The 26,986-nt window shown below is 67.0% G+C and carries 20 protein-coding genes; 12 read left to right on the forward strand and 8 right to left on the reverse strand.

The window, feature by feature from the left end:
• Positions 1-58 precede the first annotated feature (58 nt).
• Positions 59-838, reverse strand: a complete 780-nt coding sequence (locus ACX9OT_RS06545; protein ID WP_049460565.1) for a TatD family hydrolase — start codon at positions 836-838, stop codon at positions 59-61.
• Positions 835-1,050 (reverse strand): DUF6116 family protein, encoded by a 216-nt coding sequence (locus tag ACX9OT_RS06550; RefSeq protein ID WP_032129638.1) that lies wholly within the window; start codon positions 1,048-1,050, stop codon positions 835-837. Before ACX9OT_RS06550 ends, ACX9OT_RS06545 begins: the two co-directional genes overlap by 4 nt.
• Positions 1,051-1,213: 163 nt before the next feature.
• Between ACX9OT_RS06550 and ACX9OT_RS06555 the strand changes: the two genes are divergently transcribed.
• The 11 genes from ACX9OT_RS06555 to ACX9OT_RS06605 all read left to right on the forward strand — a co-directional run bounded on the left by ACX9OT_RS06555 (position 1,214) and on the right by ACX9OT_RS06605 (position 14,764).
• Entirely contained in the window at positions 1,214-2,059 is an 846-nt protein-coding gene (locus ACX9OT_RS06555) for a glycine zipper 2TM domain-containing protein (RefSeq protein WP_049398785.1), read from the forward strand.
• Positions 2,060-2,185: 126 nt separating this feature from the next.
• Positions 2,186-2,728: a GNAT family N-acetyltransferase gene (locus ACX9OT_RS06560; RefSeq protein WP_049398752.1), complete on the forward strand. Its 543-nt coding sequence runs from the start codon at positions 2,186-2,188 to the stop codon at positions 2,726-2,728.
• 175 nt (positions 2,729-2,903) lie between these two features.
• Positions 2,904-3,560, forward strand: coding sequence for a glutathione S-transferase family protein (locus ACX9OT_RS06565; RefSeq protein ID WP_154264974.1), 657 nt, complete (start codon positions 2,904-2,906; stop codon positions 3,558-3,560).
• Between the two features lie 78 nt (positions 3,561-3,638).
• Positions 3,639-5,918, forward strand: a complete 2,280-nt coding sequence (locus tag ACX9OT_RS06570; protein WP_459001480.1) for a transketolase C-terminal domain-containing protein — start codon at positions 3,639-3,641, stop codon at positions 5,916-5,918.
• Positions 5,919-5,921: 3 nt separating this feature from the next.
• The gene (gene asnB / locus ACX9OT_RS06575) at positions 5,922-7,865 is read left to right on the forward strand and encodes an asparagine synthase (glutamine-hydrolyzing) (RefSeq protein ID WP_032129635.1); all 1,944 of its coding nucleotides are present in this window, start codon (positions 5,922-5,924) and stop codon (positions 7,863-7,865) included.
• 66 nt (positions 7,866-7,931) lie between these two features.
• Positions 7,932-8,492, forward strand: a complete 561-nt coding sequence (locus ACX9OT_RS06580) for an NADPH-dependent FMN reductase (protein ID WP_032129634.1) — start codon at positions 7,932-7,934, stop codon at positions 8,490-8,492.
• Between the two features lie 212 nt (positions 8,493-8,704).
• The gene (locus ACX9OT_RS06585) at positions 8,705-10,135 is read left to right on the forward strand and encodes a replicative DNA helicase (RefSeq protein WP_049398749.1); all 1,431 of its coding nucleotides are present in this window, start codon (positions 8,705-8,707) and stop codon (positions 10,133-10,135) included.
• 173 nt (positions 10,136-10,308) lie between these two features.
• Positions 10,309-12,552, forward strand: coding sequence for a TonB-dependent receptor family protein (locus ACX9OT_RS06590; protein WP_459001483.1), 2,244 nt, complete (start codon positions 10,309-10,311; stop codon positions 12,550-12,552).
• Positions 12,552-14,141, forward strand: coding sequence for an alkaline phosphatase D family protein (locus ACX9OT_RS06595; RefSeq protein WP_459001485.1), 1,590 nt, complete (start codon positions 12,552-12,554; stop codon positions 14,139-14,141). Before ACX9OT_RS06590 ends, ACX9OT_RS06595 begins: the two co-directional genes overlap by 1 nt.
• Positions 14,142-14,309: 168 nt before the next feature.
• Positions 14,310-14,522, forward strand: coding sequence for a hypothetical protein (locus tag ACX9OT_RS06600; RefSeq protein ID WP_005410275.1), 213 nt, complete (start codon positions 14,310-14,312; stop codon positions 14,520-14,522).
• On the forward strand, positions 14,519-14,764 hold the full coding sequence (locus ACX9OT_RS06605) for a hypothetical protein (RefSeq protein WP_459001488.1): 246 nt from the start codon (positions 14,519-14,521) through the stop codon (positions 14,762-14,764). The genes ACX9OT_RS06600 and ACX9OT_RS06605 overlap by 4 nt, the downstream gene beginning before the upstream one ends.
• Positions 14,765-14,910: 146 nt before the next feature.
• Here the strand turns inward: ACX9OT_RS06605 and lpdA are convergent, their stop codons facing one another.
• From lpdA to purB, 6 genes are all read right to left on the reverse strand, one after another.
• Positions 14,911-16,347 carry a dihydrolipoyl dehydrogenase gene (gene lpdA / locus ACX9OT_RS06610; RefSeq protein ID WP_008264626.1) on the reverse strand — a complete coding sequence of 479 codons (1,437 nt, stop codon included), beginning with the start codon at positions 16,345-16,347 and terminating at the stop codon, positions 14,911-14,913.
• A 63-nt stretch (positions 16,348-16,410) separates the two neighbouring features.
• On the reverse strand, positions 16,411-17,610 hold the full coding sequence (gene sucB / locus ACX9OT_RS06615; RefSeq protein WP_032129627.1) for a dihydrolipoyllysine-residue succinyltransferase: 1,200 nt from the start codon (positions 17,608-17,610) through the stop codon (positions 16,411-16,413).
• Positions 17,611-17,650: 40 nt separating this feature from the next.
• Entirely contained in the window at positions 17,651-20,482 is a 2,832-nt protein-coding gene (locus ACX9OT_RS06620) for a 2-oxoglutarate dehydrogenase E1 component (RefSeq protein WP_459001490.1), read from the reverse strand.
• A 186-nt stretch (positions 20,483-20,668) separates the two neighbouring features.
• Positions 20,669-21,565, reverse strand: a complete 897-nt coding sequence (locus tag ACX9OT_RS06625) for a GNAT family N-acetyltransferase (protein WP_459001492.1) — start codon at positions 21,563-21,565, stop codon at positions 20,669-20,671.
• 9 nt (positions 21,566-21,574) lie between these two features.
• Positions 21,575-22,990 carry a ribosomal protein uL16 3-hydroxylase gene (locus ACX9OT_RS06630; protein ID WP_459001494.1) on the reverse strand — a complete coding sequence of 472 codons (1,416 nt, stop codon included), beginning with the start codon at positions 22,988-22,990 and terminating at the stop codon, positions 21,575-21,577.
• A gap of 748 nt (positions 22,991-23,738) precedes the next feature.
• Positions 23,739-25,106: an adenylosuccinate lyase gene (gene purB, locus ACX9OT_RS06635; protein WP_049462123.1), complete on the reverse strand. Its 1,368-nt coding sequence runs from the start codon at positions 25,104-25,106 to the stop codon at positions 23,739-23,741.
• 293 nt (positions 25,107-25,399) lie between these two features.
• Here purB and ACX9OT_RS06640 point away from each other — a divergent pair, with 293 nt between their 5' ends.
• Positions 25,400-26,827 carry a class II fumarate hydratase gene (locus ACX9OT_RS06640; protein ID WP_459001497.1) on the forward strand — a complete coding sequence of 476 codons (1,428 nt, stop codon included), beginning with the start codon at positions 25,400-25,402 and terminating at the stop codon, positions 26,825-26,827.
• Positions 26,828-26,986 lie beyond the last annotated feature (159 nt).

Here is a 26,986-nt window from a genome sequence, read left to right on the forward strand (position 1 = left end):
CGCTGGCCGGCAACCCGGAATGATTGAATCAGCGCAGATGCCGGCCAGCGGCCGGCACCTACCGTTGCATTGCGGGCAGCGCGAACAGCCGCCGCGCGTTCTCCGTCGTGGCCTGGGCCACCGCGTCCAGCTCCATCCCGCGTAGCGCCGCCACGTGGCGGGCGATGATCGCCAGCCGTGCCGGTTCGTTGCGCTGGCCGCGGATGCCGGCGTCAGGCTGGTCCGGAGCGTCGGTCTCCAGCAGCAGCTGTTCCAGCGGCATCTCGCGCACCAGCCGCTGCAGGCGTTGCGCGCGTTCGTAGGTCAACGGGCCGCCGAGCCCGAGCAGGAAGCCCTGCCTGTGCAGTTGCGCTGCCTGTTCTGGACTGCCGGAAAAGCTGTGCACCACGCCGCGCAGGCCGCCGACGCGACGGATCGCGGCGATCACCGCATCCACCGCGCGCCGTGCATGCACGATCACCGGCAGCTCGAACTCACGGGCCAGTTCCAGCTGACCGATGAAATATGCCTGTTGCGCCTCGGCATCCAGGCCTTCAACGAAAAAGTCCAGACCACATTCGCCGATCGCGCAGGGGCGTTCGCGTTCGATCCACTCGCGCAGCAGCGGCAGGTGCCCAGGCTGGTGCTCGGCCAGGAACATCGGATGCAGGCCGTAGGCCGGGTACAGCCCCGGCGCCTGCTGGCAGACCTCGCGCAGCTTCGGCCAGCTGGCTGCGGTCACCGCCGGCACCACCTGCAGGTGCACGCCAGCGGCCTGCGCACGCTCGACCACCGCGGCGCGGTCGCGGTCGAACTCGCTGGCGTCCAGATGGCAGTGGCTGTCGACCAGCAGGCTCAATGCTGCTCCAGCGGCGGAGGCGTGGTGGCGTTGCGGCGCTTCCAGTTGGCCAGCAGCAGGGTGCCGAAGCCGAGCACCAGCTCATCGACGAACGGAATCGGGTCCGGGATGAACAGGGTCAGCGCGAACAGGCCCGCGGTGAGCTTGAACAGGGTGGGGTAGCGCAGCCGGCGCGCCCATTGCAGTACCGGCAGCAGCATCGGGTTGGCCATGGCGGGAGTCCTCCTGGGGGATATGCAAACGCTACCACGGGCCCAGCATTTCCCGATGCTGAATGGGTTACGGGAATGAGCAGGAAATGTGGAGATTCCGTTCAGGCAGCGCATGCTGCAATCTGGTTCGAGAACGTTGCGGATGGTCCGCAAGGAGCAGGTCATGAAAAGCACAACTACAACTGTCCTGGTCGCAGCGGGCGCGCTGCTGGTCGGTGGCATCGCCACTGCCGCCTTCATGAAGAGTGGCGACAGATCGCCCGATTCCATCAGCGCCGGAACCCCCAATGGTGAATCGCGCCTGGTCGATGGCAACGCCACCGACGATGGCGCGCGTGGTGACACTCTCGACCCGACCGCACCGCGTGGGCTGGAATATGCCGATGTGCTGAAGGTCGACCCGATCACCGAGAAGCAGAAGGCCTACGCCACCGTGATCGGCACCGACGCGGTGCGTGAGACCTCCACCACCCAGACCCCGCATGAAGTCTGCCAGGACGTGACGGTGCAGGAGCGCCTGCCGGAACGTGACGGCAACGTCGGCGGTACCGTGGTCGGTGCTGTGGTGGGTGGCCTGCTGGGCAACCAGGTCGGCGGCGGCAATGGCAAGAAGGCCGCCACTGCGGCCGGCGCGGTGGCCGGTGGCTTCATCGGCAACCAGATCGACAAGCGCCATGTGGGTGGCCGCGTGGTCAACCGCACCGAGCGCCAGTGCCACACCGAGACCGCGACCTCCGAGTCGAGCCGCGTCACCGGCTACAACGTGACCTACCGCAACGAGGATGGCACCACCGGTACCATGCGCATGGCCAGCAAGCCGGGCAACCGCATTGCCATGGGTACCAACGACGTGGTGAAGGGCTACAACGTGACCTACCGCTACGACGGCGCCGAGAAGACCGTGCGCATGGACAACAAGCCGGCCAGCGATCGCCTGCCGGTGGTCGACGGCCAGCTGGTCACGCAGACCGCTGCTGCCGGTGCCACGGCGGCCAGCACGCGCCAGTAATCCAGACGCCGCATGCAGTGCCTGACGGGCCGGCTTATGCCGGCCCGTTTCGTTGCAGCCGGCGAAATTCATCCGCGCGGGGCGCGAATCCACCATCATGGACGCTTCCTTCGACATGGAGCCGGCATGAGCATCTTCGACCTGCGCATCGAAACCGAACGGCTGATCCTGCGGCCGCTGCTGCGCGAGGACTACGAGCCGTATCTGGCGTTCTGCGCCGACGAGGAAACGATGCGCACCCTTGGTGGCGTGCAGCCGCCTTCGGTGGCCTGGCGTGGCTTCTGCAGCCTGGCTGGCGCCTGGCAGCTGTTCGGCTTCTCGATGTTCAGCGTGATCGAGAAATCCAGCGGTGACTGGATCGGGCGGATGGGGCCCTGGCAACCGCAGGACTGGCCCGGTACCGAGGTCGGCTGGGGCATCCGTCATGCCAGCTGGGGCCGGGGCTATGCGCCGGAAGCGGCGGTTGCAGCAATCGATTGGGCGTTCGACATGCTGGGCTGGGACGAAGTGATCCACACCATCGCCGAGAACAACGACAACTCGCGGGCCGTGGCGCGCAAGCTCGGCAGCACGCTGCTGCGGATGGGGGAACTGCCGCCGCCGTACAACGACAAGCCGATGCAGATCTGGGGCCAGTCGCGCGAGCAGTGGCGTCAGCGCGCGCGCTGAGCCTTGCCCGGTAGTGCCGGCCGCTGGCCGGCAACCGCGTTGCGGCAGATTCGCGCGATTGCCGGCCAGCGGCCGGCACTACCGGGTTGCCATGCTGCACCCGCGCTTGGCATTCATCGGCGCGCTTGCCAGACTGCACGCAGCTGGCCGCCGGCCGGATCCGATGGAGCAGGCGATGGTGGAAGAGCGCGTCCCGTTGACGGTGCATGGCATGTCGGTCTCGGGTAATTGCCACAAGGTGCGCCTGCTGCTGGAGCAGCTCGGCAGCCGCTACCGCTGGGTGGAAGTGGACAGTGCCCATGGCCAGACCCACACCCCCGAATTCCTGGCGTTGAATCCGAATGCCAAGGTGCCGCTGATCGTCCGCGACGATGGCCGCGTGCTGACCGAATCCAACGCGATCCTGTTCTGGCTGGCCGAGGGCACGCCGTACCTGCCCAGCGATGGCTGGGAGCGCGCGCAGGCGTTGAGCTGGATGTTCTTCGAGCAGTACACGCACGAGCCGTGCGTGGCGGTGGCGCGCTTCATCCGTGGCTGGACCCCCGCTGATTCACCGCGCCGCGCCGAACTGCCGCGCCTGCACGAGCGCGCCGCCACCGCGCTGGCGGTGATGGAGCAGCATCTGCGCCAGGCGCAATGGTTCACCGGCAACGGATATGGCATCGCCGATATCGCGCTGTTTGCCTATACCGACGTGGCGGGAGAGGGCGGTATCAGCCTGGAGCCATTCCCGGAAGTGCGTGGCTGGCTGCAGCGCGTGCGTGAACAACCGCGCTTCCTGCCGATGCCGGCCGTGACCGCCGAGGTGCGCGCTCGCTTCGAAGCTGCGTGACTCTCACCAGGGTGACCCCCACAGGGTAGCGTCTGGCCAGCGCCGGGCGGAATGCAACAACGACACGGAGGGTGTTCGATGTTCGCTGTGGTTCCAGATCCGATTCCCGCACGCATGCGCGTGCTCAACCGCGCCGAAGTGTGCGACGTCAACTTTCTCGATGCGGTGCGTGGCTGGCGTGGAACCCCGCGTCCGCGCCCGGCGCCGGATGCGCCGATCCTGCCGGGCAGCACGCTCACTGCCGCAGCGTTTGGCGAACTGTTCGATTCGCAGCTGGCCAGCCGCCAGCTGGACCTGATGGCACGCGTGCTGCGCGTGCAGAACAAGGTCTTCTACACCATCGGTTCCTCCGGCCACGAGGGCAACGCGCTGCTGGCGCGGGCCTGCCGGCATACCGATCCAGCCTTTCTGCACTATCGCTCCGGTGCCTTCATGGCCGAGCGTTCGCGCCAGGTGCCGGGCATCGATCCGCTACGCGATGCCGCGCTGTCTTTCGCCGCCAGCGCCGATGACCCGGCCAGCGGGGGCCGCCACAAGGTGTGGGGCAGCAAACCGTTGTGGGTGCTGCCGCAGACCTCGACCATCGCGTCGCACCTGCCGAAAGCGCTGGGCACCGCGCTGGCCATCGAGAGCGGCAAGCGCCTGGGGCAGCCGTTGCCGATCCCGGCCGACGGCATCGTGCTGTGCTCGTTCGGCGACGCCTCGGCCAACCATGCCACCGCGCAGACCGCGTTCAACACCGCGATGTGGTCGGCCTACCAGAAGCTGCCGGCGCCGATCCTGTTCGTCTGCGAGGACAACGGGCTGGGCATTTCAGTGAAGACGCCGGAAGGCTGGATTGCCGAGCGCTTCAGCCGCCAGCCGGGGCTCGACTATTTCTTCGCTGATGGTCTCGACCTGGCCACCGGGCACGCCCAGGTGCAGGCGGCGGTGGAGCACTGCCGGCGCACGCGGCGGCCCACCTTCCTGCATCTGCGCACCACCCGCCTGATGGGCCACGCCGGCACCGATTTCGAGGTGGAATGGCGCGCGCTGCCGGAGCTGTGCGCGGCCGAGGCGCAGGATCCGCTGCTGCGCTCGGCGCAGATCGCGATGGAGTCGGGCTGGATGGATGCGGCCACCATCGAGGTCGCCTACGAAACGATGCGCGCGCGCTGCATGGCCGCGGCGGCGGATGCCGAAGGCCGCCCGACGCTGCAGTCGCTACAGGAGGTGATGGCGCCGCTGGCACCGTACACGCCGGCGGCGGTGCAGGCCGAGGCGCGGCGCGAGGTGCCCGCCGATGCGCGCGAAGCGCTGTATGGCGGTGTGGAGGCCCTGCCCGAGCGGCAGGCACCTCGGCACCTCGCCATCCAGATCAACCATGGGCTGCAGGAACTGCTGGCGAAGTATCCGCAGAGCCTGCTGTTCGGCGAGGACGTCGCGCAGAAGGGCGGTGTCTATACCGTCACCAAGGATCTGCTGCGCCGCTTCGGCCCACGCCGGGTGTTCAACACCCTGCTGGACGAGACCATGATCCTGGGCATGGCGCAGGGCCTGGCCAACATGGGCATGCTGCCGATCCCGGAGATCCAGTACCTGGCCTACCTGCACAACGCCATCGACCAGGTGCGCGGCGAAGCGTGCTCGCTGCAGTTCTTCTCCAATGACCAGTACCGCAACCCGATGCTGGTTCGGGTGGCCGGGCTGGGCTACCAGAAAGGCTTCGGCGGCCACTTCCACAACGACAATTCGATCACCGCGCTGCGCGACATTCCCGGCCTGGTGGTCGGTTGCCCGTCGCGCGGCGACGATGCGGTGATGATGCTGCGCTCGTTGGCCGCGCTGGCGCGGGTGGACGGGCGGGTGGCGGTGTTCCTGGAGCCGATCGCGCTGTACATGAGCAAGGACCTGCATGCGCCGGGCGATGGCCAGTGGCTGTTCGACTACCCCGCCCAGGGCCAGGCGCTGGTGCCGGGCGAAGGGCGGGTCTATGCGCCGGAGGCAGGCGACCTGGTGGTCTACACCTATGGCAACGGCGTGCCGATGGCGCTGCGCGCGGCGCGGGCAATCGAGCAGCAGCTGGGCTGGCAGGTGCGGGTGGTCGACCTGCGCTGGCTGGTGCCGCTGGATGCCGGCTTCATCGCCAGTCAGGCGGCCAGTGCGCGGCGGGTGCTGGTGCTGGACGAGGGCCGCCATAGTGGCGGGGTGGGCGAGGGCGTGGTCACCGCCCTGGTCGAGGCCGGTTTCGGCCACCTGCCATTGCGCCGGGTCTGCGGTGCCGATACCTATACGCCGCTGGCGGGGGCAGCAATGTTCGGGCTTCCAAGCGACAATGCGGTGATTGGCGCCGCCCTTGAACTGGCGCAGGAACCCTGATGTATGTGTGGATTGGCGGGAATGTTGTTGCCGGCGCCGGTGGCGTCGGCCGAGGTGCTGCAGGCGCAGGTCCTGGCCATGGGCGAGGCGCTGCACCACCGCGGGCCGGATGATGGCGGCAGCTGGGTGGATGCCGGGGCCGGCATCGCGCTGGCGCACCGTCGGCTGAGCATTCTCGACCTGTCGCCGCTGGGCCACCAGCCGATGGCCTCGTCCGATGGCCGCTACGTGATGGCCTACAACGGCGAGGTCTACAACTTCGCCGCCCTGCGTGCCGAACTGGAGCCGCTGGGGCATGTTTTCCGTGGCCACTCGGACACCGAGGTGCTGCTGGCAGCGATCCTGCAGTGGGGCATGGAAGACACCCTGCAGCGCTGCAACGGCATGTTCGCCATTGCGCTGTGGGACCGCCAGGAGCAGTGCCTGTGGCTGGCCCGCGACCGTGTCGGCAAGAAGCCGCTGTACTACGGCTGGGCCGGTGACACCCTGGTGTTCGGTTCGGAACTGAAGGCGCTGTGGCAGCACCCGGCCTTCGACAACGACATCGACCGTGACGCCCTGACCCTGCTGCTGCGGCTGGATTACATTCCGGCGCCGCACAGCATCCACCAGCGCTGCTACAAATTGATGCCGGGCCGCGTGCTGCGCCTGGATGCGGAAGCCGTGGCGGCGGGTGCGGCAGCGCACCGGCCGGAACAGGCGCAGCGCCCATACTGGGATGCCCGTGCACGCATGCAGGCGGCGCTGGCTGCGCCGTTCCAGGGCCGCATCGAGGAAGCCGAGGAGCAGCTGGACGGGCTGCTGCGTGACGCGGTCGCGCTGCGCATGGTGGCCGACGTGCCGGTGGGCGTGTTCCTGTCCGGCGGCACCGATTCGTCGCTGGTTGCCGCGCTGATGCAGGCACAAAGTGGCCAGCCGGTGCACAGCTTCAGCATCGGGTTCACCGGTTCGGGCCACGACGAGGCGCCGCTGGCCAAGGAACTGGCCGCGCATCTGGGCTGCGACCACACTGAACTCTACGTCAGCGGTGCCGATGCGTTGGCGGTGGTGCCGCAGTTGCCGGCGATGTTCGACGAACCCTTCGCCGATGCCTCGCAGGTGCCGACCGCGCTGGTCGCCCGCCTGGCGCGGCAGGGCGTGACCGTGGCGCTGTCCGGCGATGGTGGCGACGAGCTGTTCTTCGGCTATACCCGCTATGTACGCGCGCTGCGCAACTGGCAGATGCTGGGCCGTGTGCCGGGGCCGCTGCGGCGCTGGATGGGCGCGCGCTCCCAGCAGCAGGGCGAGGCCTCGCGTACCGGCGGCCTGGCCGCGCTGCTGGCCGAGTCCGGTGCGCGTGGCATCGGTGACGTGTACCGCAACCGCATCTCGCGCTGGCGCGACCCGGCGGCGGCAGTGCCCGGGGCGCAGGCCGCGGGCAGCTTCTACGACCTGGCCGACCCGTTGCACGGTGCCGGCACACCGGCCGATGCGATGATGCTGGCCGATTACGTGACCTACCTGCCGGACGACCTGCTGTGCAAGGTCGACCGCACCTCGATGGCGGTCAGCCTGGAAGCCCGCGCACCGTTGTTGGATTCTCGCGTGGCCGAGTTCGCCTGGTCGCTGCCGCTGGGCTTCAAGCGCAGTGAAACCACCAGCAAGGTGCTGCTCAAGCGCGTGCTGGGCCGTTATGTGCCGCAGTCGATGGTGCACCGGCCCAAGCGTGGCTTCGGCGCGCCGGTCAGTGACTGGCTGAAGGGCGACCTGCGGCCGTGGGCCGAAGACCTGCTGCAGCCCGCGCGGCTGGAGCAGGAGGGCGTGCTGTCGGCGGCCGCGGTACAGCCGCTGTGGCAGCAGTTCCTCGGCGGCCAACGCAAGTGGCATACCCATCTGTGGAACGTGCTGATGTTCCAGGCCTGGCAGGCGCATTGGCGGCAGGTGCGCGCGGGCGTGACCGGCGGCTGATCTTCACCGGCATGCAAGGGCCCGGCGACTAGGCTGGGCCTCCCGCACCGTGAGGAGTATGTCCCGATGTCCGTCCCCACCATCGCCGTGTTCGTCGGCAGCCTGCGCAAGGATTCCTGCAACCGCAAACTGGCCCATGCGCTGGAGAAGATTGCCGGCGACCGTGCGCGCTTCCAGTACGTGCAGATCGGTGATCTGCCGCTGTACGACCAGGACTTCGATGGCCACTATCCGGCGCAGGGTACCCGGCTGAAGGACCAGGTCCGTGCCGCCGATGCGGTGCTGTTCGTGACCCCGGAATACAACCGGTCGGTGCCGGGCGTGCTGAAGAACGCCATCGATATCGGCTCGCGCCCGTACGGTGACAGCGCGTTTGCCGGCAAACCGGCGGCGGTGATCGGCGCCTCCATCGGCCAGATCGGCACCGCCGTGGCCCAGCAGCACCTGCGCAACAGCCTGGCCTTCCTGGATATGCACGTGCTCGGCCAGCCCGAGGCGTTCATTCATTTCAAGGACGGCCTGATCGATGCCGATGGCACGGTCCACAATGAAGGCACGCAGAAATTCCTGCAGGGCTACGTGGACCGGTTCCTGGCGCTGATCGCGGTTCACGTCAAGGGCGATTGACGCCAGCGGTTGCCAGCCCCATCTGCGATAATGTCCGCTCGGGTGCCGCAATGGCGCCCGTCGCAGGCAGTGCGACGCCCCCACGCCAGTCTGGCCAGGCACCGGCGGATATCCCCCGTTTCTCCACGGCTTATCCACAGGCTTGTCCATGGCCGCCGGGGTCGGCGCATGCCTACACTCGTCCGGCCCACTTTCGCAGGAAACACCGCAGCATGTCCGCTCGCCCCGGCTTCCGTTCCAACCGCAGAGAGCGCGGTGAAGGCTTCGATCGCGATCGCGACGAGTCGCGCATCGACCAGTTGCGGGTACCGCCCCATTCGGTGGAAGCCGAGCAGGCGGTGCTGGGTGGCCTGATGCTGGCCCCGGAGGCCTATGACCGGGTCAATGACCAGCTGACCGAAGGCGATTTCTACCGCCGCGACCACCAGATGATCTATCGCGCGATCCGTGAGCTGTCCGAGCGCGAGCGGCCGTTCGATGCGGTGACCCTGGGCGAGTGGTTCGAATCGCAGGGCAAGATGGAACTGGTGGGCGATGGTGCCTACCTGATCGAACTGGCCAGTACCACGCCGTCGGCGGCCAACATCGTGGCCTACGCCGAGATCGTGCGTGACAAGGCGGTGCTGCGGCAGCTGATCCAGGTGGGTACCGACATCGTCAACGACGGCTTCCAGCCCGAGGGACGAGAGAGCAGCGAGCTGCTGGCCTCGGCGGAAAAGAGCGTGTTCGCCATCGCCGAACAAGGCGCACGCGGACGTACCGATTTCGTGGCGATGCCCGGTGCATTGAAGGATGCCTTCGAAGAGCTGCGCAGCCGCTTCGAGAACGGCGGCAACATCACCGGCCTGCCGACCGGCTACAACGATTTCGATGCGATGACGTCCGGCCTGCAGCCGACCGATCTGATCATCCTTGCCGCGCGCCCGGCCATGGGCAAGACCACCTTCGCACTGAACATCGCCGAGTACGCGGCGATCAAGTCGAAGAAGGGCGTGGCGGTGTTCTCGATGGAAATGTCGGCATCGCAGCTGGCGATGCGCCTGATTTCCTCCAACGGCCGCATCAACGCACAGCGCCTGCGTACCGGCCAGCTGGAAGACGAGGACTGGAGCCGTGTCACCAGCGCGATCAAGATGCTGAAGGAAACCAAGATCTTCATCGACGACACGCCTGGCGTGTCGCCGGAAGTGCTGCGTTCCAAGTGCCGCCGCCTCAAGCGCGAGCATGATCTGGGCCTGGTGGTGATCGACTACCTGCAGCTGATGAGCGTGCCGGGCAACAGCGAAAACCGCGCGACCGAAATCTCGGAGATCTCGCGTTCGCTGAAGGGCCTGGCCAAGGAACTGCACGTGCCGGTGATCGCGCTGTCGCAGCTCAACCGCTCGCTGGAAACGCGTACCGACAAGCGCCCGGTGATGGCCGATCTTCGCGAATCGGGCGCAATCGAGCAGGATGCGGACATGATCGTCTTCATCTACCGCGACGATTACTACAACAAGGAAAATTCGCCGGACAAGGGCCTTGCCGAGATCATCATCGGCAAGCACCGTGGCGGCCCGACCGGGTCGTGCAAGCTGAAGTTCTTCGGCGAGTACACCCGCTTCGACAACCTGGCCCACGACTCGGTCGGTTCATTCGAATAACCGTAGTGCCGGCCGCTGGCCGGCAACCACCCCACGGCCGGCAAACCATTCGAAACGCCAAACGTCCGTATGTGGCGTGTAAATGACATGTAACGCGACGCTTCTACGATTCCGCCGCTGCTGCCCTTCGACGCCGCCCTTCGGCGTCCAGCGTGCCCAAGGAATCCGCCTCCATGCCGTCCCACGCTCCGCTCCGCCGCAATCTGCTGGCCCTGTTGGTCTGTGCTTCGCTGCCGTCGCTGGCTGCCGCTGAAACCGCCCCCGCCACCGACGCACAGTCGGCCACCACCCTCGATTCGGTCTCGGTGATCGGCCGCGGTGAAGCGCGTCAGGTGCAGCGCGTGACCGCCGAGGACATGAAGGTGCTGCCGCCGGGAGCCAATCCGCTGAAGCTGCTTGCAACCAAGCCGGGCGTGCATTTCGAATCGGCCGATGCCACCGGCGCCTACGAATGGTCCACCACCATCAGCCTGCGTGGCTTCAACCAGAACCGCCTGGGCTACACCCTCGATGGCATCCCGTTGGGCAACATGGCCTATGGCAACAGCAACGGCCTGCACATCAGCCGCGCGGTGATCAGCGAGAACCTGGGTGGTGCGGAGGTCTCCACCGGCATCGGCGCACTGGGTACACCGTCCACCAGCAACCTTGGCGGCGTGTTCCAGTTCTACTCGATCGATCCGTCCACCGAGTATGGGGTCGTGCTGGCACAGAGCTTTGGTAGTGACAGCGCACGCCGCAGCTATGCACGCCTCGATACCGGCGAGCACCAGGGCTTTGCCGCCTACCTGTCCGGCGTGTATTCGGAAGGTGACAAGTGGAAGGGCAAGGGCTCGCAGGAGCTGAAGCAGTTCAACGGCAAGGCCACCTACAACTTCGGAACGGACAGCAAGATCACCGCGCTGTTCAACGCCTCGCGCCGCGTCGAGGCCGATTACCAGGATCTGTCGCTGGAAATGATCGATCGCCTCGGCTGGGACTGGGACAACTACGCGCCGGACTGGGATCGCGCCGTCGCCGCCGCACGCGGCAAGTTCAGCGGCGGCGTCAACAGCCCGTGGGATGCGTACTACTCCGGCCACGGCCTGCGCAACGATGACCTGTCCAGCATTGCCGGTGATTTCGGCCTGAACGAGTCGATGCGCTTGAAGGTCAATGTCTACAACCACAGCAACCGTGGCCAGGGCCACTGGTTCAGCCCGTCCAATCCGTCCAACCCGGGCACCAGCCGCGAGATTCCGATCTCGATCCGCACCACCGAGTACGCGATCGACCGTACCGGCGTGACCTCGGCGTTCACCTGGAACGTCGGTGGCCACGAACTGGAAGCGGGCCTCTGGTACGAGGACAACGGCCACAGCGTGCAGCGCAACTTCTACTACATCGACGGCCCGATCACCGACGACTTCTTCCTGCGCAACCCGGACCAGCGCGTGTGGCACCAGCGCTACACCACCATCACCCGCCAGTTCTACGTGCAGGACCGCTTCCGCCTGTTCGATGATCGCCTGAACATCGACATCGGCGCGAAGTCGCCGCATACCCGCACCAGCGTGCGCACGCCGCTGGGCAGCTATGCCAACAACAGCAGCCTGACCTCGAAGAAGGGCCTGCTGCCGCAGGCCGGCTTCAACTTCAGACTCAACGAAGGCAACGAGATCTTCGGTTCGTTCGCCAAGAACATCGCCGCCTATGCGCTGGGCGTGGGCAGCCCGTTCAATGTGCCGCAGGCCGCCTTCGATGCCAGCGCGAAGAACCTGAAGCCGGAACAGTCGCGCACCATCGAGCTGGGTTGGCGTGGCTACGGCCGCGGCTATGAAGCCTCGGTGGCGGTGTACGACGTCAAGTTCGACAACCGCCTGCTGGCCATCGCGCAGTGCGTGGGCATCCTCGGTTGCCCGGCACTGTTCTCCAACGTCGGTTCGGTGACCAGCCGCGGCGCCGAGGCGACCCTGCAGCTGAAGCCGATGCAGGACCTGACCTGGTCCAATGCGCTGTCCTGGAATGACAGCACCTACGACAACGACTACGTGAACAACGGCGTGGTGCCGACCCGCGGCAAGACGACCGTCGACACCCCGGAATGGATGTTCGCCAGCACCCTGGCGTGGACCCCGGGCCCGTGGGACCTGCGCCTGGCCGCCAACCATGTCGGCAAGCGCTACGTGACCTATACCAACGATGTGTCGGTGCCGAGCTACTGGCTGGTCAACGCCTCGGCGGCCTATGACTTCGGCACGCTCGGCCCGGCGCAGAACCTGACCGTAGCGCTGAACCTGACCAACCTGACCGACAAGCGCTACCTGTCCTCGATCAACACCAATGGCACCTACGCCGCTGACCCGACCCGCAGCCTGGCGACCATGCAGGTCGGCGCGCCGCGCCAGGTGATGGCCACCGCTACCGTGCGCTTCTGATGCGCGGGCCTGTCGATCCGGAAAGCCGTCGTCGCCTGCTGCGCATGGCGTGGCAGGGCACGGGGGCGGCGATCGCGCTGGCGGCGATGCCGGGGTTGGCCACGGCCGGCCCACGGCCGCGGCTGGGGCGCGATCCGTTCACCCTCGGTGTCGCCGCCGGTGATCCGGATCCACAGGGGGCCGTATTGTGGACGCGGCTGGCACCGGACCCGCTCAATGGAGGCGGCATGCCATCGCGGGCGGTGCCGGTGCGCTGGTTCGTGGCCGAAGACCCGGGCATGCGCCGGCTGGTGCAGCGTGGCGTCGCCGCGGCGGTGCCCGAGCTGGCGCATTCGGTGCACGTGGAGGTCAATGGCCTGCGCCCAGGCCGCGACTACTACTACCGTTTTGCCTACGACGGTGACGAGGAAAGCGCGGTCGGCCACTTCCGCACCGCGCCGCTGCCCGACACGCAGCTGCAGCAGCTGCGGCTGGCCCTGTGCACCTGCCAGGCCTGGAACAGTGGCTACTACCCGGTGCTGCGCGATATCGCGAAGAGTGATGTCGACCTGGTGCTGCATGCGGGTGACTACCTGTACGAATACAGCCCGCTGCAGAACGCGCGTGGTCGTGCGCTGGATGCGCAACGCTTCAGTGGCGAGACCGTCAGCCTGGAGCGCTACCGTGACCAGTACGCGCTGTACAAGCTCGATCCGGATCTGCAGGCCGCGCATGCCGCACACGCGTTCGCGGTGATCTGGGACGACCATGAAGTACAGAACGATTACTCCGGCGTCCACCCGGAAAAGCCCGGCGTATCAACGGAGGACTTCATCATCCGCCGCGCCGCCGCCTACCGCGCGTTCTACGAGCATCTGCCGATGCGCAGCACACCTGCGGGCAACGGCGGCCTGCGCGTGCATCGGCGCCTGCGTTACGGCGATCTGGCACAGCTGACCCTGCTCGATTGCCGCCAGTTCCGCCCGGCCAATCCCTGTGGCGTGGGCGAGTCGCCACGCTGTGATGCTGCACTGGACCCGCGCATGAGCATGCTCGGCACGGGCCAGGAGGCGTGGTTCGCGCAGTCGATGGCGGCCGCGCAGGGCACGCGCTGGAACGTGGTGGTGCAGCAGTTGCTGATGGCGCAGCTGCGGCTGGACGGTGGCACGCCACGCGAGCGCTTCTGGAATGACGCCTGGGATGGCTATCCCGCCGCACGTAACCGGCTGCTGCAGGCGATGCAGGCAGGCGGGCAGGGCAATGCCATCGTGCTGGGCGGCGACTGGCATTCCACCTTCGTCAACGACCTGAAGCTGGATTTCGACGCGGCCAGTGCGCCGGTCGTAGCCACCGAATTCATCGCCCCGGCGATCAGCAGTGGCGGCGACGACACGCCGTACGGGCCGTACTACGGGCCGTCGATACCGCAGAACCCGCATATCCGTTACTTCGACGGTGACCGCCGTGGCTGGTGGAAGCTGCAGCTGAACCGGCAGACCGTGGATGCGGAACTGCGCTTCGCCGACAGTGTGCTGCGTGCGGACGCTGCGGTGCGCACCGCGGCGCGCTTCCAGGTGACCCACGGCCGCCCGGGCGCAGTCCCGGTGTGAATCCATTCGGTAGTGCCGGCCGCTGGCCGGCAACCTGATCAATCTTCGGTTTCCCCACCACCGGATTCATCGCCCCGAGCCGGGTTTCGTCGCAAACCGTTTGCGGGCGGCCAGAGCGGGGCGCCAAGGTGTCCGCAGGCGGCAAGGTGCCGCCACAAGGAGACCGTGATGAAGACCCTGTTCGCGCTCGGTGTGTGGTGCCTGCTGTTCGTGCTGTGCTGGCCGCTGGCGATCCTCGCCCTGATCGCCTGGCCGTTCGTGTGGCTGCTGAGTCTGCCGTTCCGCCTGGTCGGCATCACCTTCTCGGCGCTGTTTGCCTTCCTGCGCGCGCTGTTCATGCTGCCCGCGCGCCTGCTCGGCGGCGGCCCGGTGGCGGCATGAGGGCTGTGTTGCTGGTCGCGCTGGCATTGCTCACGGGGCCGGCACTGGCCACACCGGTGCCGCCGTCCGCATGGCTGGAACGCCAGCAGACCGCCGCTGCCGATGAGGCGGATGCTGCAGCGGCCAAGGCGGTCAAACCCAAGGAGCGCTGCCGGGTGGTGAAGGAGTGGAAGGCCGGTGAAACCCTGGTCCAGCACCGGATCTGTGATGATCCGCCGAAGAAGCCGGCTGGAAAGGTGTAGCGCCGAGCCGATGCTCGGCTCTTTTCCCGGGATAGCCGAGCGTGGGCTCGGCTCTACATCATCAGCGCAATCAAAAAACCCCGCCGAGGCGGGGTTTTTTGTTTGCTGGAGTGTGCCGGCCAGCGGCCGGCACTACCGGCGAACGATCAGTTCGCCTTGTGGATGGCGCGCTTGCTGACCGCCATTGCTGCGTCGTGGATCACTTCCGACAGCGACGGGTGAGCGTGGCAGATACGGGCCAGGTCATCGGCCGAGCCGCTGAACTCCATGGTCAGCACGCCTTCGTGCACCAGTTCGGAGACGTTGGCGCCGACCAGGTGCATGCCGAGGATGCGATCGGTTTCGGCATGGGCCAGGATCTTCACGAAGCCCGCCGGCTCGATCATCGCCACGGCACGGCCGTTGGCGGCGAACGGGAAGCTGCCGGCCTTGTACGGAATGCCTTCGGCCTTCAGCTGAGCTTCGGTCTTGCCGACCCAGGCCAGTTCCGGCTCGGTGTAGATGACCCACGGGATGGTGTCGAAGTTGACGTGGCCCGGCAGGCCGGCGATCAGCTCAGCCACCGCGATGCCTTCCTCGAAGCCCTTGTGCGCCAGCATCGGGCCACGCACGCAGTCGCCGACCGCCCACACGCCGTTGACGCCGGTGTGGCAGTGCGCGTCGACTTCGATCTGGCCGCGCTCGTTGATCTTGACGCCGGTGCCTTCGGCCAGCAGGCCCTTGGTGGCGGCGCGACGGCCAACGGCCACCAGCAGCTTGTCCACGGTCAGGGTCTTTTCGCCTTCGCTGTCGGTGTAGGTGACAACGACTTCCTTCTTCTTGCCCTTGCCGGTGATCTCGGTCTTGGAGACCTTGGCGCCGAGGCGGATGTCCAGGCCCTGCTTCTTGAATTCCTTGGCAGCGGTCTTGGCCACTTCGGCGTCGGCCACGGCCAGGAACTCCGGCAGTGCTTCCAGGATGGTGACTTCAGCGCCCAGGCGCTTCCACACGCTGCCCAGTTCCAGGCCGATCACGCCGGCGCCGATCACCGCCAGGCGGTTCGGCACTTCGGTGAAGTCCAGGCCGCCGACGTTGTCGACGATGGTCTCGCCGTCGAACTTGGCGAACGGCAGTTCGATCGAATCCGAACCGGCGGCGATGATGACGTTGGTGCCCTTCAGCTCGACGATGGAACCGTCATGCTGGGTGACCTTGACCACGTTGCCCGGCTGCAGTTCGCCGAAGCCGTAGTAGGCGGCGACCTTGTTGGCCTTGAACAGCATGCCGATGCCGCCGGTGAACTGCTTGACGATCTTGTCCTTGCGGCCAACCATCGCCTCGACGTCGATCTTGGCATCCTTGAAGCTGATGCCGTGGTCGCCAAAGATGTGGCCCATGTTCCAGAACTGGCGCGAGGAATCCAGCAGCGCCTTGGACGGGATGCAGCCCACGCGCAGGCAGGTGCCGCCCAGCGCCGGCTTGCCGTCCTTGCCCAGCGCTGCGTCGATGCAGGCGGTCTTCAGGCCCAGCTGGGCCGCGCGGATGGCAGCGTGGTAACCGGCCGGGCCGGCACCGATGACGACGACGTCGAATTGTTCAGCCATTGAATTATTCCTTGATGCATTACCAGAACCCCTCCGCGCGGGCGCGGAGGGGCGGGAGGTGTCTTACAGGCCGAACAGCATGCGGCCCGGGTTTTCCAGCTGGTTCTTGATGTCCACCAGGAACTGCACCGAGTCCTTGCCGTCGATGATGCGGTGGTCGTACGACAGCGCCAGGTACATCATCGGCGCGATCACGACCTGGCCGTTCTGGGCGATCGGACGCTCCTTGATGGCATGCATGCCCAGGATGGCGCTCTGCGGCGGGTTGATGATCGGGGTCGACAGCAGCGAACCGAAGGTGCCGCCGTTGGTCACGGTGAAGGTGCCACCCTGCAGTTCCTCCAGGCTCAGCTTGCCGTCACGGGCCTTCTTGGCGTAGTCGGCGATGGTCTTCTCGATGTCGGCGAACGACATGCGCTCGACGTTGCGCAGCACCGGCGTGACCAGGCCCTTCTCGGTCGACACGGCGATCGAGATGTCCGAGTAGCCGTGGTAGATGATGTCGTCGCCGTCGATCGAGGCGTTGACCAGCGGGAAGCGCTGCAGGGCATTGGCAGCGGCCTTCACGAAGAAGCTCATGAAGCCCAGCTTGATGCCGTGTGCCTTGACGAACTCGTCCTGCAGTTCCTTGCGCGCCGCCGAGACCTTGGACAGGTCGACTTCGTTGAAGGTGGTCAGCATGGCGGTGGAGTTCTTCGACTCCATCAGGCGCTCGGCGATGCGCTTGCGGATGCGGGTCATCGGCACGCGCTCTTCCGGACGTGCGCCACCGGCCTTGCCGGCGCCGCCGTTGCGGGCGAAGTTGACGATGTCTTCCTTGGTCACTGCGCCGCGACGGCCGGTGCCGTCGACGTCGGCCGGGTTCACGCCTTCGGTGATGGCGGTGAAGCGGGCGCCCGGCGGCAGGGTGTCGGCGGCCGACTTGGCAGCCGGGGCCGGAGCGGCGGCAGCGGCCGGCGCAGCGGCGGCCGGAGCGGCCTCGGCCTTCTTCTCTTCAGCGGCCGGAGCCGGGGCAGCAGCGACGGCGCCTTCCTCGATGATCGCCACGACCTGGCTGGAGGTCACGGTCGAGCCTTCGGCGAACTTGATTTCCTTGAGCACGCCGTCGACCGGCGACGGCACTTCCAGGACGACCTTGTCGGTTTCCAGGTCAAGCAGGTTTTCGTCGCGCTTGACGGCGTCGCCCACCTTCTTGTGCCAGGTGGCGATGGTGCCGTCGGCGACGGATTCGGGCAGTACCGGGGCTTTGACTTCGGTGGCCATTGCGGGAGCTTCCTGGTTTGTCTTCTAAATAGGGGGAGGATTATTCAGCGAACGTGTCGTTGAACGGGTTGACCAGTGCATCGGCGACCAGCTGCTGCTGTTCGCGGACGTGGTCAGCCATGTGACCGGCAGCCGGCGAAGCCGAACGTGCGCGACCGGCGTAGTGCAGGTTCTGGCCATCGGCCAGGCAGAACTGCAGGTGGTGGCGGATCTGGTACCACGCACCCTGGTTCTGCGGTTCTTCCTGCGTCCACACCACGTCGGTGGCCTTGCCGTACTTCTTCAGTTCGGCAGCCAGCAGCGCACGCGGGAACGGGTACAGCTGCTCCACGCGGATGATCGCCACGTCGTCCTGGCCACGCTTGGTCTGGTCTTCCAGCAGGTCGTAGTAGACCTTGCCCGAGCACAGCACCACGCGCTTGACCTTCTTGGCGTCCGCGTTGGCGTCGCCGATCAGGTGCTGGAACTCGCCGTTGGCCAGTTCGTCCAGGGTCGACACGGCCAGCTTGTGGCGCAGCAGCGACTTCGGCGACATCACCACCAGCGGCTTGCGGGTGGTCAGGTGCTGCTGGCGACGCAGCATGTGGAAGGCCTGTGCCGGGGTCGACGGCACCACCACCAGCATGTTCTCCAGCGCGCACAGCTGCAGGAAGCGCTCCAGGCGCGCCGAGCTGTGTTCCGGGCCCTGACCTTCATAGCCATGCGGCAGCAGCAGGGTCAGGCCGGAGATGCGGCCCCACTTGGCCTCACCGGCGGCGATGAACTGGTCGATGACGACCTGGGCACCGTTGGCGAAGTCGCCGAACTGGCCTTCCCAGATGCACAGCGTGTTCGGATCGGTGGTGGAGAAGCCGTACTCGTAGGCCATCACCGCTTCTTCGCTCAGCAGCGAATCGATGACGGTGGCCTTCTCCGGCGAATCCACCAGCTGCCGCAGCGGCATGTAGTAGTTGTCGGTCTTCTGGTCGTGCAGGATCGCGTGGCGGTGCGTGAACGTACCGCGACCCACGTCCTGGCCGACCAGGCGCAGGGCACTGCCTTCGTCGAGCAGGGTGGCGTACGCCAGGTTCTCGGCAAAGCCCCAGTCGCCCGGGATCTCGCCAGCGGCCATCTTGCGGCGGTCGTCGTAGACCTTGGCCACGCGCGAGTGCAGCTGCACTTCGTCCGGAATGGTGTTGATCAGCTTGGCCAGTTCGACCAGCTTGTTCTTCTCGACCTTGGTCGAGATCGGGTCGGACAGCTTGCCTTCCAGCAGCTTCGGCCAATCGACGAACAGCGGGCTGGTCGGCGGGGTCTTCTCGACCTTGGCCAGCTCGGTGGTCACTTCACCGGCATCCAGCTTCTCGCGGTAAGCATCGACCATCGCCTTGCCGGCACCGGCGGCGATCACGCCCGCCTTTTCCAGCTGCTCGGCGTACATCTCGCGGGTGGTGGCGTGCTTGCGGATCACCTGGTACATCAGTGGCTGGGTGATCGCCGGTTCGTCGGCCTCGTTGTGGCCCCAACGGCGGTAGCACATCAGGTCGATGACCACGTCCTTGGCGAACTTCTGGCGGAACTCGAAGGCCAGCTGAGCGGCGAACACAACGGCTTCCGGATCATCGCCGTTCACGTGCAGCACCGGGGCGGCGATCATCTTCGCCACGTCGGTGGCATAGCGCGTGGAACGCGTATCCAGCGGGTTGGAGGTGGTGAAGCCGACCTGGTTGTTGACCACGATGTGCACGGTGCCGCCGACGGCGAAGCCGCGGGCCTGCGACATCTGGAACAGTTCCATGACCACGCCCTGGCCGGAGAAGGCCGCGTCGCCGTGGATCAGGATGGGCATGACCTGCTTGCGCGCGGTGTCCTTGCGGCGCTCCTGGCGCGAACGCACGGAACCGGCCACGACCGGGTCGGCGATTTCCAGGTGCGACGGGTTGAACGCCAGCGCCAGGTGCACCGGGCCGCCATCGGTGGCGACGTCGGCGGAGAAGCCCATGTGGTACTTCACGTCACCGGCCGAGGCGTGCTCGTCGTGCTCGAACTTGCCTTCGAATTCGTCGAACAGCTTGCGCGGGTTCTTGCCCAGGGTGTTGACCAGCACGTTCAGGCGGCCGCGGTGGGCCATGCCGATCACCACGTCCTTGACGCCATCCTTGCCGGCGCTGCGGATGATGGTGTCCATCATCGGGATCAGCGAGTCGCCGCCTTCCAGCGAGAAGCGCTTCTGGCCGACGTACTTGGTGTGCAGGTAGCGCTCCAGGCCTTCAGCCGCAGTCAGGCGCTCCAGGGTGCGGCGCTGGGTATCAGCGTCCAGCTGGTAGTTGCCACCGGCCAGTTCCAGCTTCTTGTAGATCCACTGGCGCTGCTCGACCTCGGAGATGTGCATGAACTCCGCACCGATCGAGCCGGTGTAGGTCGCCTTCAGGCGTGCCAGCAGGTCGCGCAGCTTCATGCGCGGCTGGCCACCGACGCCGCCGGTGCTGAACTCGCTGTTGAGGTCGCCATCGGACAGGCTGTGGAACGGCAGGCCCAGGTCCGGGGTGTTGACCGGTGCGGCCAGGCCCAGCGGATCGAGGCGGGCGTCCAGGTGGCCGCGCGAACGGTAGGCAGTGATCAGACGACCGACATTGCGCTCGCGCTCGTCGCCTGCACCGTTGCCGGTACCGGCCTTCAGCGCATCCTTGGCCGCGTCCGCAATGTGGGAGATGACGGCCGAGTGCGGAATGTCACCTGCTTCACGGCCCTTGAAGCCGTCGAAGTAGGCTTTCCATTTGGGATCGACACTATCCGGGGAGACCAGGTACTGCTCGTACAGGTCCTCGACATAGGAGGCGTTGCCGCCGGCGAGTTGCGAAGATTGCGCAAACTGCTTCAGTTGATTGTCCACGATGGAGGGTGTTGATTCGCTTTGTGGGGTATGGCTTCAGAAGGACCCGGCAGGAAGATGAATAGCCCTGCGCGGGCGCGTTCAAACAGCCAAATTGTACCCCCAACCGGACACGAAGGGGCACCACCAGAGGTATCGCGCGTCCCCCGGTGCCGGTTCCAGACAGGTTGAGTCAGCCCGCTCCGCTCAGATGCCGAGCGCGCGCAGTTCGCTGCAATCACGCGAACGGTCCCAGACGCGCTGCAATTGCTGCTCGAACGGCTGCGAACGTGTCGGCAGCGCGATGCCGGCTTCGCCGTCGAGGCGATGGCCGATCAGACGAAAGTAGAAGTCGCCCGCATCGTTGAGCAGACAGGCCGAGGCCAGTGCACGGTCGACCGGGTCGGTGACCTCGCGGAACTGGATCACGCTGGGCAGGCGCTGGGCCAGCGCCAGCAGTGGCGCCCCGGCAGAGGCGATCGCGGCGGCGTCGTGCACGATCACCCGCAGCTGCTTGTCGTGGCGGGCGGTGACGAAGCGGCGCAGGGCGGCCTGTACCGGGGGCGCGTCGAGCAGCCCGGGGTCCAGCTGGCGGCTATGCAGCCACAGCTGGCGACGGGCGCGGTGGATGATGGCCGTGGTGATGGCCACCGCCTCGGCGCGGCTGTCGATGGCGCTGGCCGCGCCCAGCCGGCGGCGCATCTGCTGGTGGCCGATGCCGGCCTCCTCGAACACCTCGCCTTCGGGCAGGAAACCCTGGCGGGCATAGAAGTCACGGGCGGGCAGCTGGGCGTGCAGATGCAGCTCGGCCAGGCCGAGCCGGCGCCCGGCCTCGACCAGTGCTTCCAGCAGGGCCCCGCCGACCCCGCGGCTGCGATGGCTGGCCAGCACCGCCATGCGGCCGATGCGGCCATCCGGGGCCAGCCGGCCCGTGCCGACCGGCTGGTTGTCACTGTCCAGCGCCAGCACATGGGCACTGACCGGGTCCAGCGCATCGCGTTCCAGCTCGGCGGCGATGCCCTGTTCCTGCACGAACACGCGTTGGCGTACCTCGTGGATGGCTGCGTGGGCATCGGCGTGGCTGACCTGCTGGACCCGGATCATGGTGGCGACTCAGGCGCGGCCAGCACCGCTGTCGTCTTCCTCGTCGTCCTCGAAGTTGACGATGACCTCGATGCCGTCGTCGTGCACGGTCACGGAGTGGACATCGTCGGACACCGCGTCGGCGTCGATCGCATCCACGCGGTCGCGGCCTTCGACGACCTCGCCGAGCACCACGGCATCTTCGCCGTCGTCCTCGTCTTCGGCGTCATAGATCTCGTTCGGGTCGATCAGCTGGAACACGCCGCCGACCAGCAGCTGCTGGACCACGGCACGGCCCTTGTCGGACAGGCCGCGATAGGCGGCGGCGTCCAGCTGTTCGGCGCCAGCCAGGCGCTGCGCGTCCTTCACCGGCAGCGCGAAGTCCTGGCCGCTGACGTACAGGCTGGCGCCGCGCTTGGCCCGGCGCCAGGCCAGGCGGGCCCACGGGTGGCGCTGCAGCAGCAGGCCCGAGGCCAGGGCCTGGACCACTTCTTCCTGTGCCGGTGCGGCCTGGTGGGCCATCACTTCGCCGGCCGCGCGGTAGGTGGTGATGAAGCGGCCGAACCAGTCGCCCAGCTTGTCCGGGTCGTTCATGCGGATGGCGTTGAGCGCGGTGATCACCCGCGCCATCGCCACCGTGTCGATTTCGTTCGGGTCGGCCGGCACCTTCAGGTCGGCATCCTGGTAGCGGATGTTCTCGTCGGCATCGGCGATCAGGGTGTCCAGGTAGTCGCTGATCAGCTCGGCCGAGGACGGCGCGCGCATGCCGAACGAGAAGGTCAGGCAGGGATCTTCGGCGACGCCGTGGTGCGGCACGTTCGGCGGCAGGTACAGCATGTCGCCCGGCGCCAGCACCCAGTCGTGGGTCGGCTTGAACACCTTCAGCAGCTTCAGTTCCACGTCCGGGCGGAAGCCCAACGGCGGCTGCTTGCCCTTGATCGATTCGCTGGCATCGATCTGCCAGCGGCGATGGCCATGGGCCTGCAGCAGGAATACGTCGTACTGGTCGACGTGGGCGCCGACCGAGCCGCCGGTGGCGGCGAAGCTGATCATGACGTCATCCATGCGCCAGCGCGGCAGGAAGCTGAAGTGCTCGATCAGGGCGCGCACGTCCGGGTCCCACTTGTCCACGTCCTGTACCAGCAGGGTCCAGTCGTGGTCGGGCAGGGCGGGGAACACGTCTTCCTGGAATGGACCGGTGCGCACGCGCCAGCCGTCCTGGGTCTTGTCGTGCTCGATCAGGCGTGCCAGCACGCCTTCCTCGCAGGCCAGCCCGGCCAGGTCTTCCGGCTGCACCGGGGTCTGGAAGTTGGGGAAGGCGTTGCGGATCAGCAGCGGGCGTTTCTGCCAGAAGTCGCGCAGGAAGGTGGCCGGCGCCATGCCCAGCGGCTGGCCGGGGCGGGCGGTGACTTCGATCAGGGGGGCGGAGGACTTGCGGGCAGCCATGGGGGAATCCTTGCAGCGGAAAGCGGGAGGGGCGGCGCGGCGGGCCGCCTGAGATCTCCATTGTCCGCCGTTCGTGGGCATTGCGCACGTGCGCGGGTTTGTCGCGGGGGTTCCGGCCAACGGCTGAGCCCCTCGTGGCGGGGTCTGGGTTGGTCGCTGAAAGCAAAAGCCGCGCTTGGCCGGGCGGGTGGGCCATGCAGGGGACGCTGCAAGTACGTCCTTGTAAGCTCGATGGCGCCATCCATGGCGCCAACGCCCCTGCATGGCCCACCCGCCCGGCCCCTGACAGTTTCCTGCGCGGCCCGCCACGGAATGGAAGAAGAAGATCAAAGGCAAAAGCGGGTCGCGCGCTGCGCTTGCTCATGCTCCTGTAGAGCCGAGCCCATGCTCGGCTTGCTGTTGGAACAAGCAGCCGAGCATGGGCTCGGCTCTACAATCAGCCAAAAACAACAGAGGGACGCGGCGAAGCCGCGTCCCTCTTCCAAATTCCGTCCCGACAACCCAAAGCTCTTCGATCCGTCACCAGGAATCTGTCAGAGGTGGGACGGGATGGGCCAGCGGGACCGTTGGCGCCATGGATGGCGCCATCGAGCCCCCATGGACGGGTTTACGGCGTGTCCCGCTGGCCCATCCCGACCCGCCCAGCTAGCAGCAATCCAGAGCCGCTCTTGACGTTGCTGTTGCCGTTGCCGTTGCCGTAGAGCCTGCCGCAGGCAGCGCCCGCGGCCGCCGCCGCAAAGGAAACCCCTTAGATCTTCTTCGCCAGCGACTCGGCCAGACCGGTGTAGCTGCCCGGGGTCATCTCCAGCAGGCGCTGCTTCGCATCCGCCGGCAGCTCCAGCCCCTGCACGAACGCGCGCATCGACTCGGCGGTGATGCCCTGGCCGCGGGTCAGCGCCTTCAGCTGCTCGTACGGGTTCGGCAGGCCGTGGCGGCGCATCACCGTCTGCACGGCTTCGGCCAGCACTTCCCAGGCCGCGTCCAGATCGGCATCCAGGCGCTGCGGGTTCACTTCCAGCTTGCCCAGGCCCTTGGCCAGCGAATCCAGCGCCACCTGGCTGTGGCCGAACGCGGTGCCCAGCGCACGCAGCACGGTGGAGTCAGTCAGGTCACGCTGCCAGCGGCTGATCGGCAGCTTCGCGCTGAAGTGCTCGAACAGCGCGTTGGCAATGCCGAAGTTGCCTTCCGCATTCTCGAAGTCGATCGGGTTGACCTTGTGCGGCATCGTCGACGAGCCGACTTCGCCTTCCTTCAGGCGCTGCTTGAAGTAGCCCAGAGAAACGTAGCCCCAGATGTCACGGGCCAGGTCGATCAGGATGATGTTGGCGCGGCGTGCGGCATCGCCGATTTCGGCGATGTTGTCGTGCGGCTCGATCTGCGTGGTGTACGGGTTGAACACCAAGCCCAGGCCGGTCACGAAGCGCTCGGCGAAGGCCGGCCAGTCCACGTCCGGGTAGCTGGCGATGTGGGCGTTGTAGTTGCCCACCGCGCCATTGATCTTGCCGGTCAGTTCGACCGCAGCGATCTGCCTGCGCTGGCGCTCCAGGCGGGCGACCACGTTGGCCAGTTCCTTGCCCAGGGTGGTGGGCGAGGCGGTCTGGCCGTGGGTGCGCGACAGCATCGGCTGGCCGGCCTGGGCGTGGGCCAAGCTGCGCAGGCTGTTGGCGATGCCGTCCAGGGTCGGCAGCAGCACCTCGCGGCGGGCCTGTTCCAGCATCAGGCCGTAGCTGAGGTTGTTGATGTCTTCGCTGGTGCAGGCGAAATGCACGAATTCCAGCGCCGGGGCCAGCTCGGCGTCGTCCTTCAGCTGTTCCTTGATGAAGTACTCCACCGCCTTGACGTCATGGTTGGTGGTGCGTTCGATCTCCTTCACGCGCGCGGCCTGGACCGGGCTGAAGCTGGCGGCCAGGGCGCGCAGGCGGGCGACGGCGGCGTCGGAGAACGGGGCCAGTTCGACGATGCCCGGCTCGGCGGCCAGGGCCAGCAGCCACTCCACTTCGACCGTGATGCGGGCCTTGATCAGGCCGTACTCGGAGAAGATCGGGCGCAGGGCGTCGACCTTGCCGGCATAGCGGCCATCGAGCGGGGACAGGGCGAGCAGGGCGGAATCGGACATGTCGGCAGGGCTGGGGCGAGCGGCGGGGGCCATATTCTACGACGTGCCGGTGAGGTAGTGCCGGCCGCTGGCCGGCAACCACGCCCGGCCCACGCTTCCATGGATTGCCGGCCAGCGGCCGGCACTACCCTTGCGCGTGCAGATCGGCCCTGCGGATGAAACGATCTGGCCCGCCCTCGTCATCCCACGCTGCGGGCAAGGGAGTATCGTTGGCGCAGCCGCCAGCCCGGGAAGCGACACCCTGCCAGCCGCCGCTTCCCTTTCCCCAACTGAAGTAGTGCGGAGTTGATGCAATGAGCAAAGCTGCAAGCAAGGGTTTCAGAATCGAACACGACAGCATGGGCGAGCTGCAGGTGCCTGCGGACGCCCTGTGGGGCGCCCAGACCCAGCGTGCCGTGCAGAACTTCCCGGTGTCGGGCCAGCGCATGCCGCGCGGTTTCATCCGTGCCCTGGGCCTGGTCAAGGGCGCCGCCGCGGGCGTCAACGCAGAACTGGGCCACCTGCCGAAGAACGTGGCCAAGGCCATCCAGACCGCTGCCGCCGAAGTGGCCGCCGGCAACTGGGACGCGCAGTTCCCGATCGATGTCTATCAGACGGGTTCTGGCACGTCCTCGAACATGAATGCCAACGAGGTCATCGCCACCCTGGCCAACCGTGCCGGCAAGGCGGGCAAGACCAGTGTGCACCCCAATGACCACGTCAACCAGGGGCAGAGCTCCAACGACGTGATTCCGACCGCGTTGCGGGTGTCGGCGGTGTTGGCGACGCATGAGCAGCTGCTGCCGGCGCTGGTGCACCTGCGCAAGACCCTGGACAAGAAGGGCCGCAGCCTGCGCAAGGTGGTCAAGACCGGCCGCACCCACCTGATGGATGCGATGCCGCTGACCTTCGAGCAGGAATTCGGCGCGTGGTCGGCGCAGCTGGCGTCGGCGCAGGAGCGTATCGAAGACAGCCTCAAGCGCGTGCGCCGGCTGCCGCTGGGTGGCACCGCCATCGGCACCGGCATCAATGCCGATCCGCGCTTCGGTGCACAGGTGGCCAAGGCACTGAAGCAGCAGACCGGTTTCAAGTTCGACAGTGCCGAGAACAAGTTCGAAGGCCTGGCCGCACAGGACGACGCGGTGGAGCTTTCCGGTCAGCTCAATGCGCTGGCGGTGGCGCTGATCAAGATCGCCAACGACCTGCGTTGGATGAACGCCGGTCCGCTGGCCGGGCTGGGCGAGATCGAACTGCCGGCGCTGCAGCCGGGCAGCTCGATCATGCCGGGCAAGGTCAACCCTGTGATTCCGGAAGCGACGGTGATGGCCTGTGCACAGGTGATCGGTCACCACACTGCGATCACCGTGGCCGGGCAGACCGGCAACTTTCAGCTCAACGTCACCCTGCCGCTGATCGCAGTGAACCTGCTCGATGGCATCGGCCTGCTGGCCAATGTGTCCAGGCTGCTGGCCGACAGCGCGATCGCCGGGCTGAAGGTGCGCGAGGATCGCGTGGCCGAGGCGCTGGCGCGCAACCCGATCCTGGTCACCGCGCTGAACCCGATCATCGGCTACGAGAAGGCAGCGGCGATTGCCAAGCGTGCCTACAAGGAACAGCGCCCGGTGCTGGACGTGGCGCTGGAAGACAGCGGGCTTGACGAGGCCGAGCTGCGTCGCCTGCTGGACCCGACTGCGCTGACCGCCGGTGGCATCCAGGCCGGTGGGGGCGGCGCCGGCGGTTGATCGGCCGGTTGTAGAGTCGAGCCACGCTCGACGGTTGTTCCGGAGTCGAGCATGGCTTGTATGTTCCTCCCGGCTCCTACGCGGTATGTAGGAGCCAGGGTGGAGGGACCGTCAAGCATGCATCTGCGGATACTAGCCGACAGACGAGTCGAGCGATCC

Source organism: Stenotrophomonas genospecies 3 (assembly GCF_054473855.1).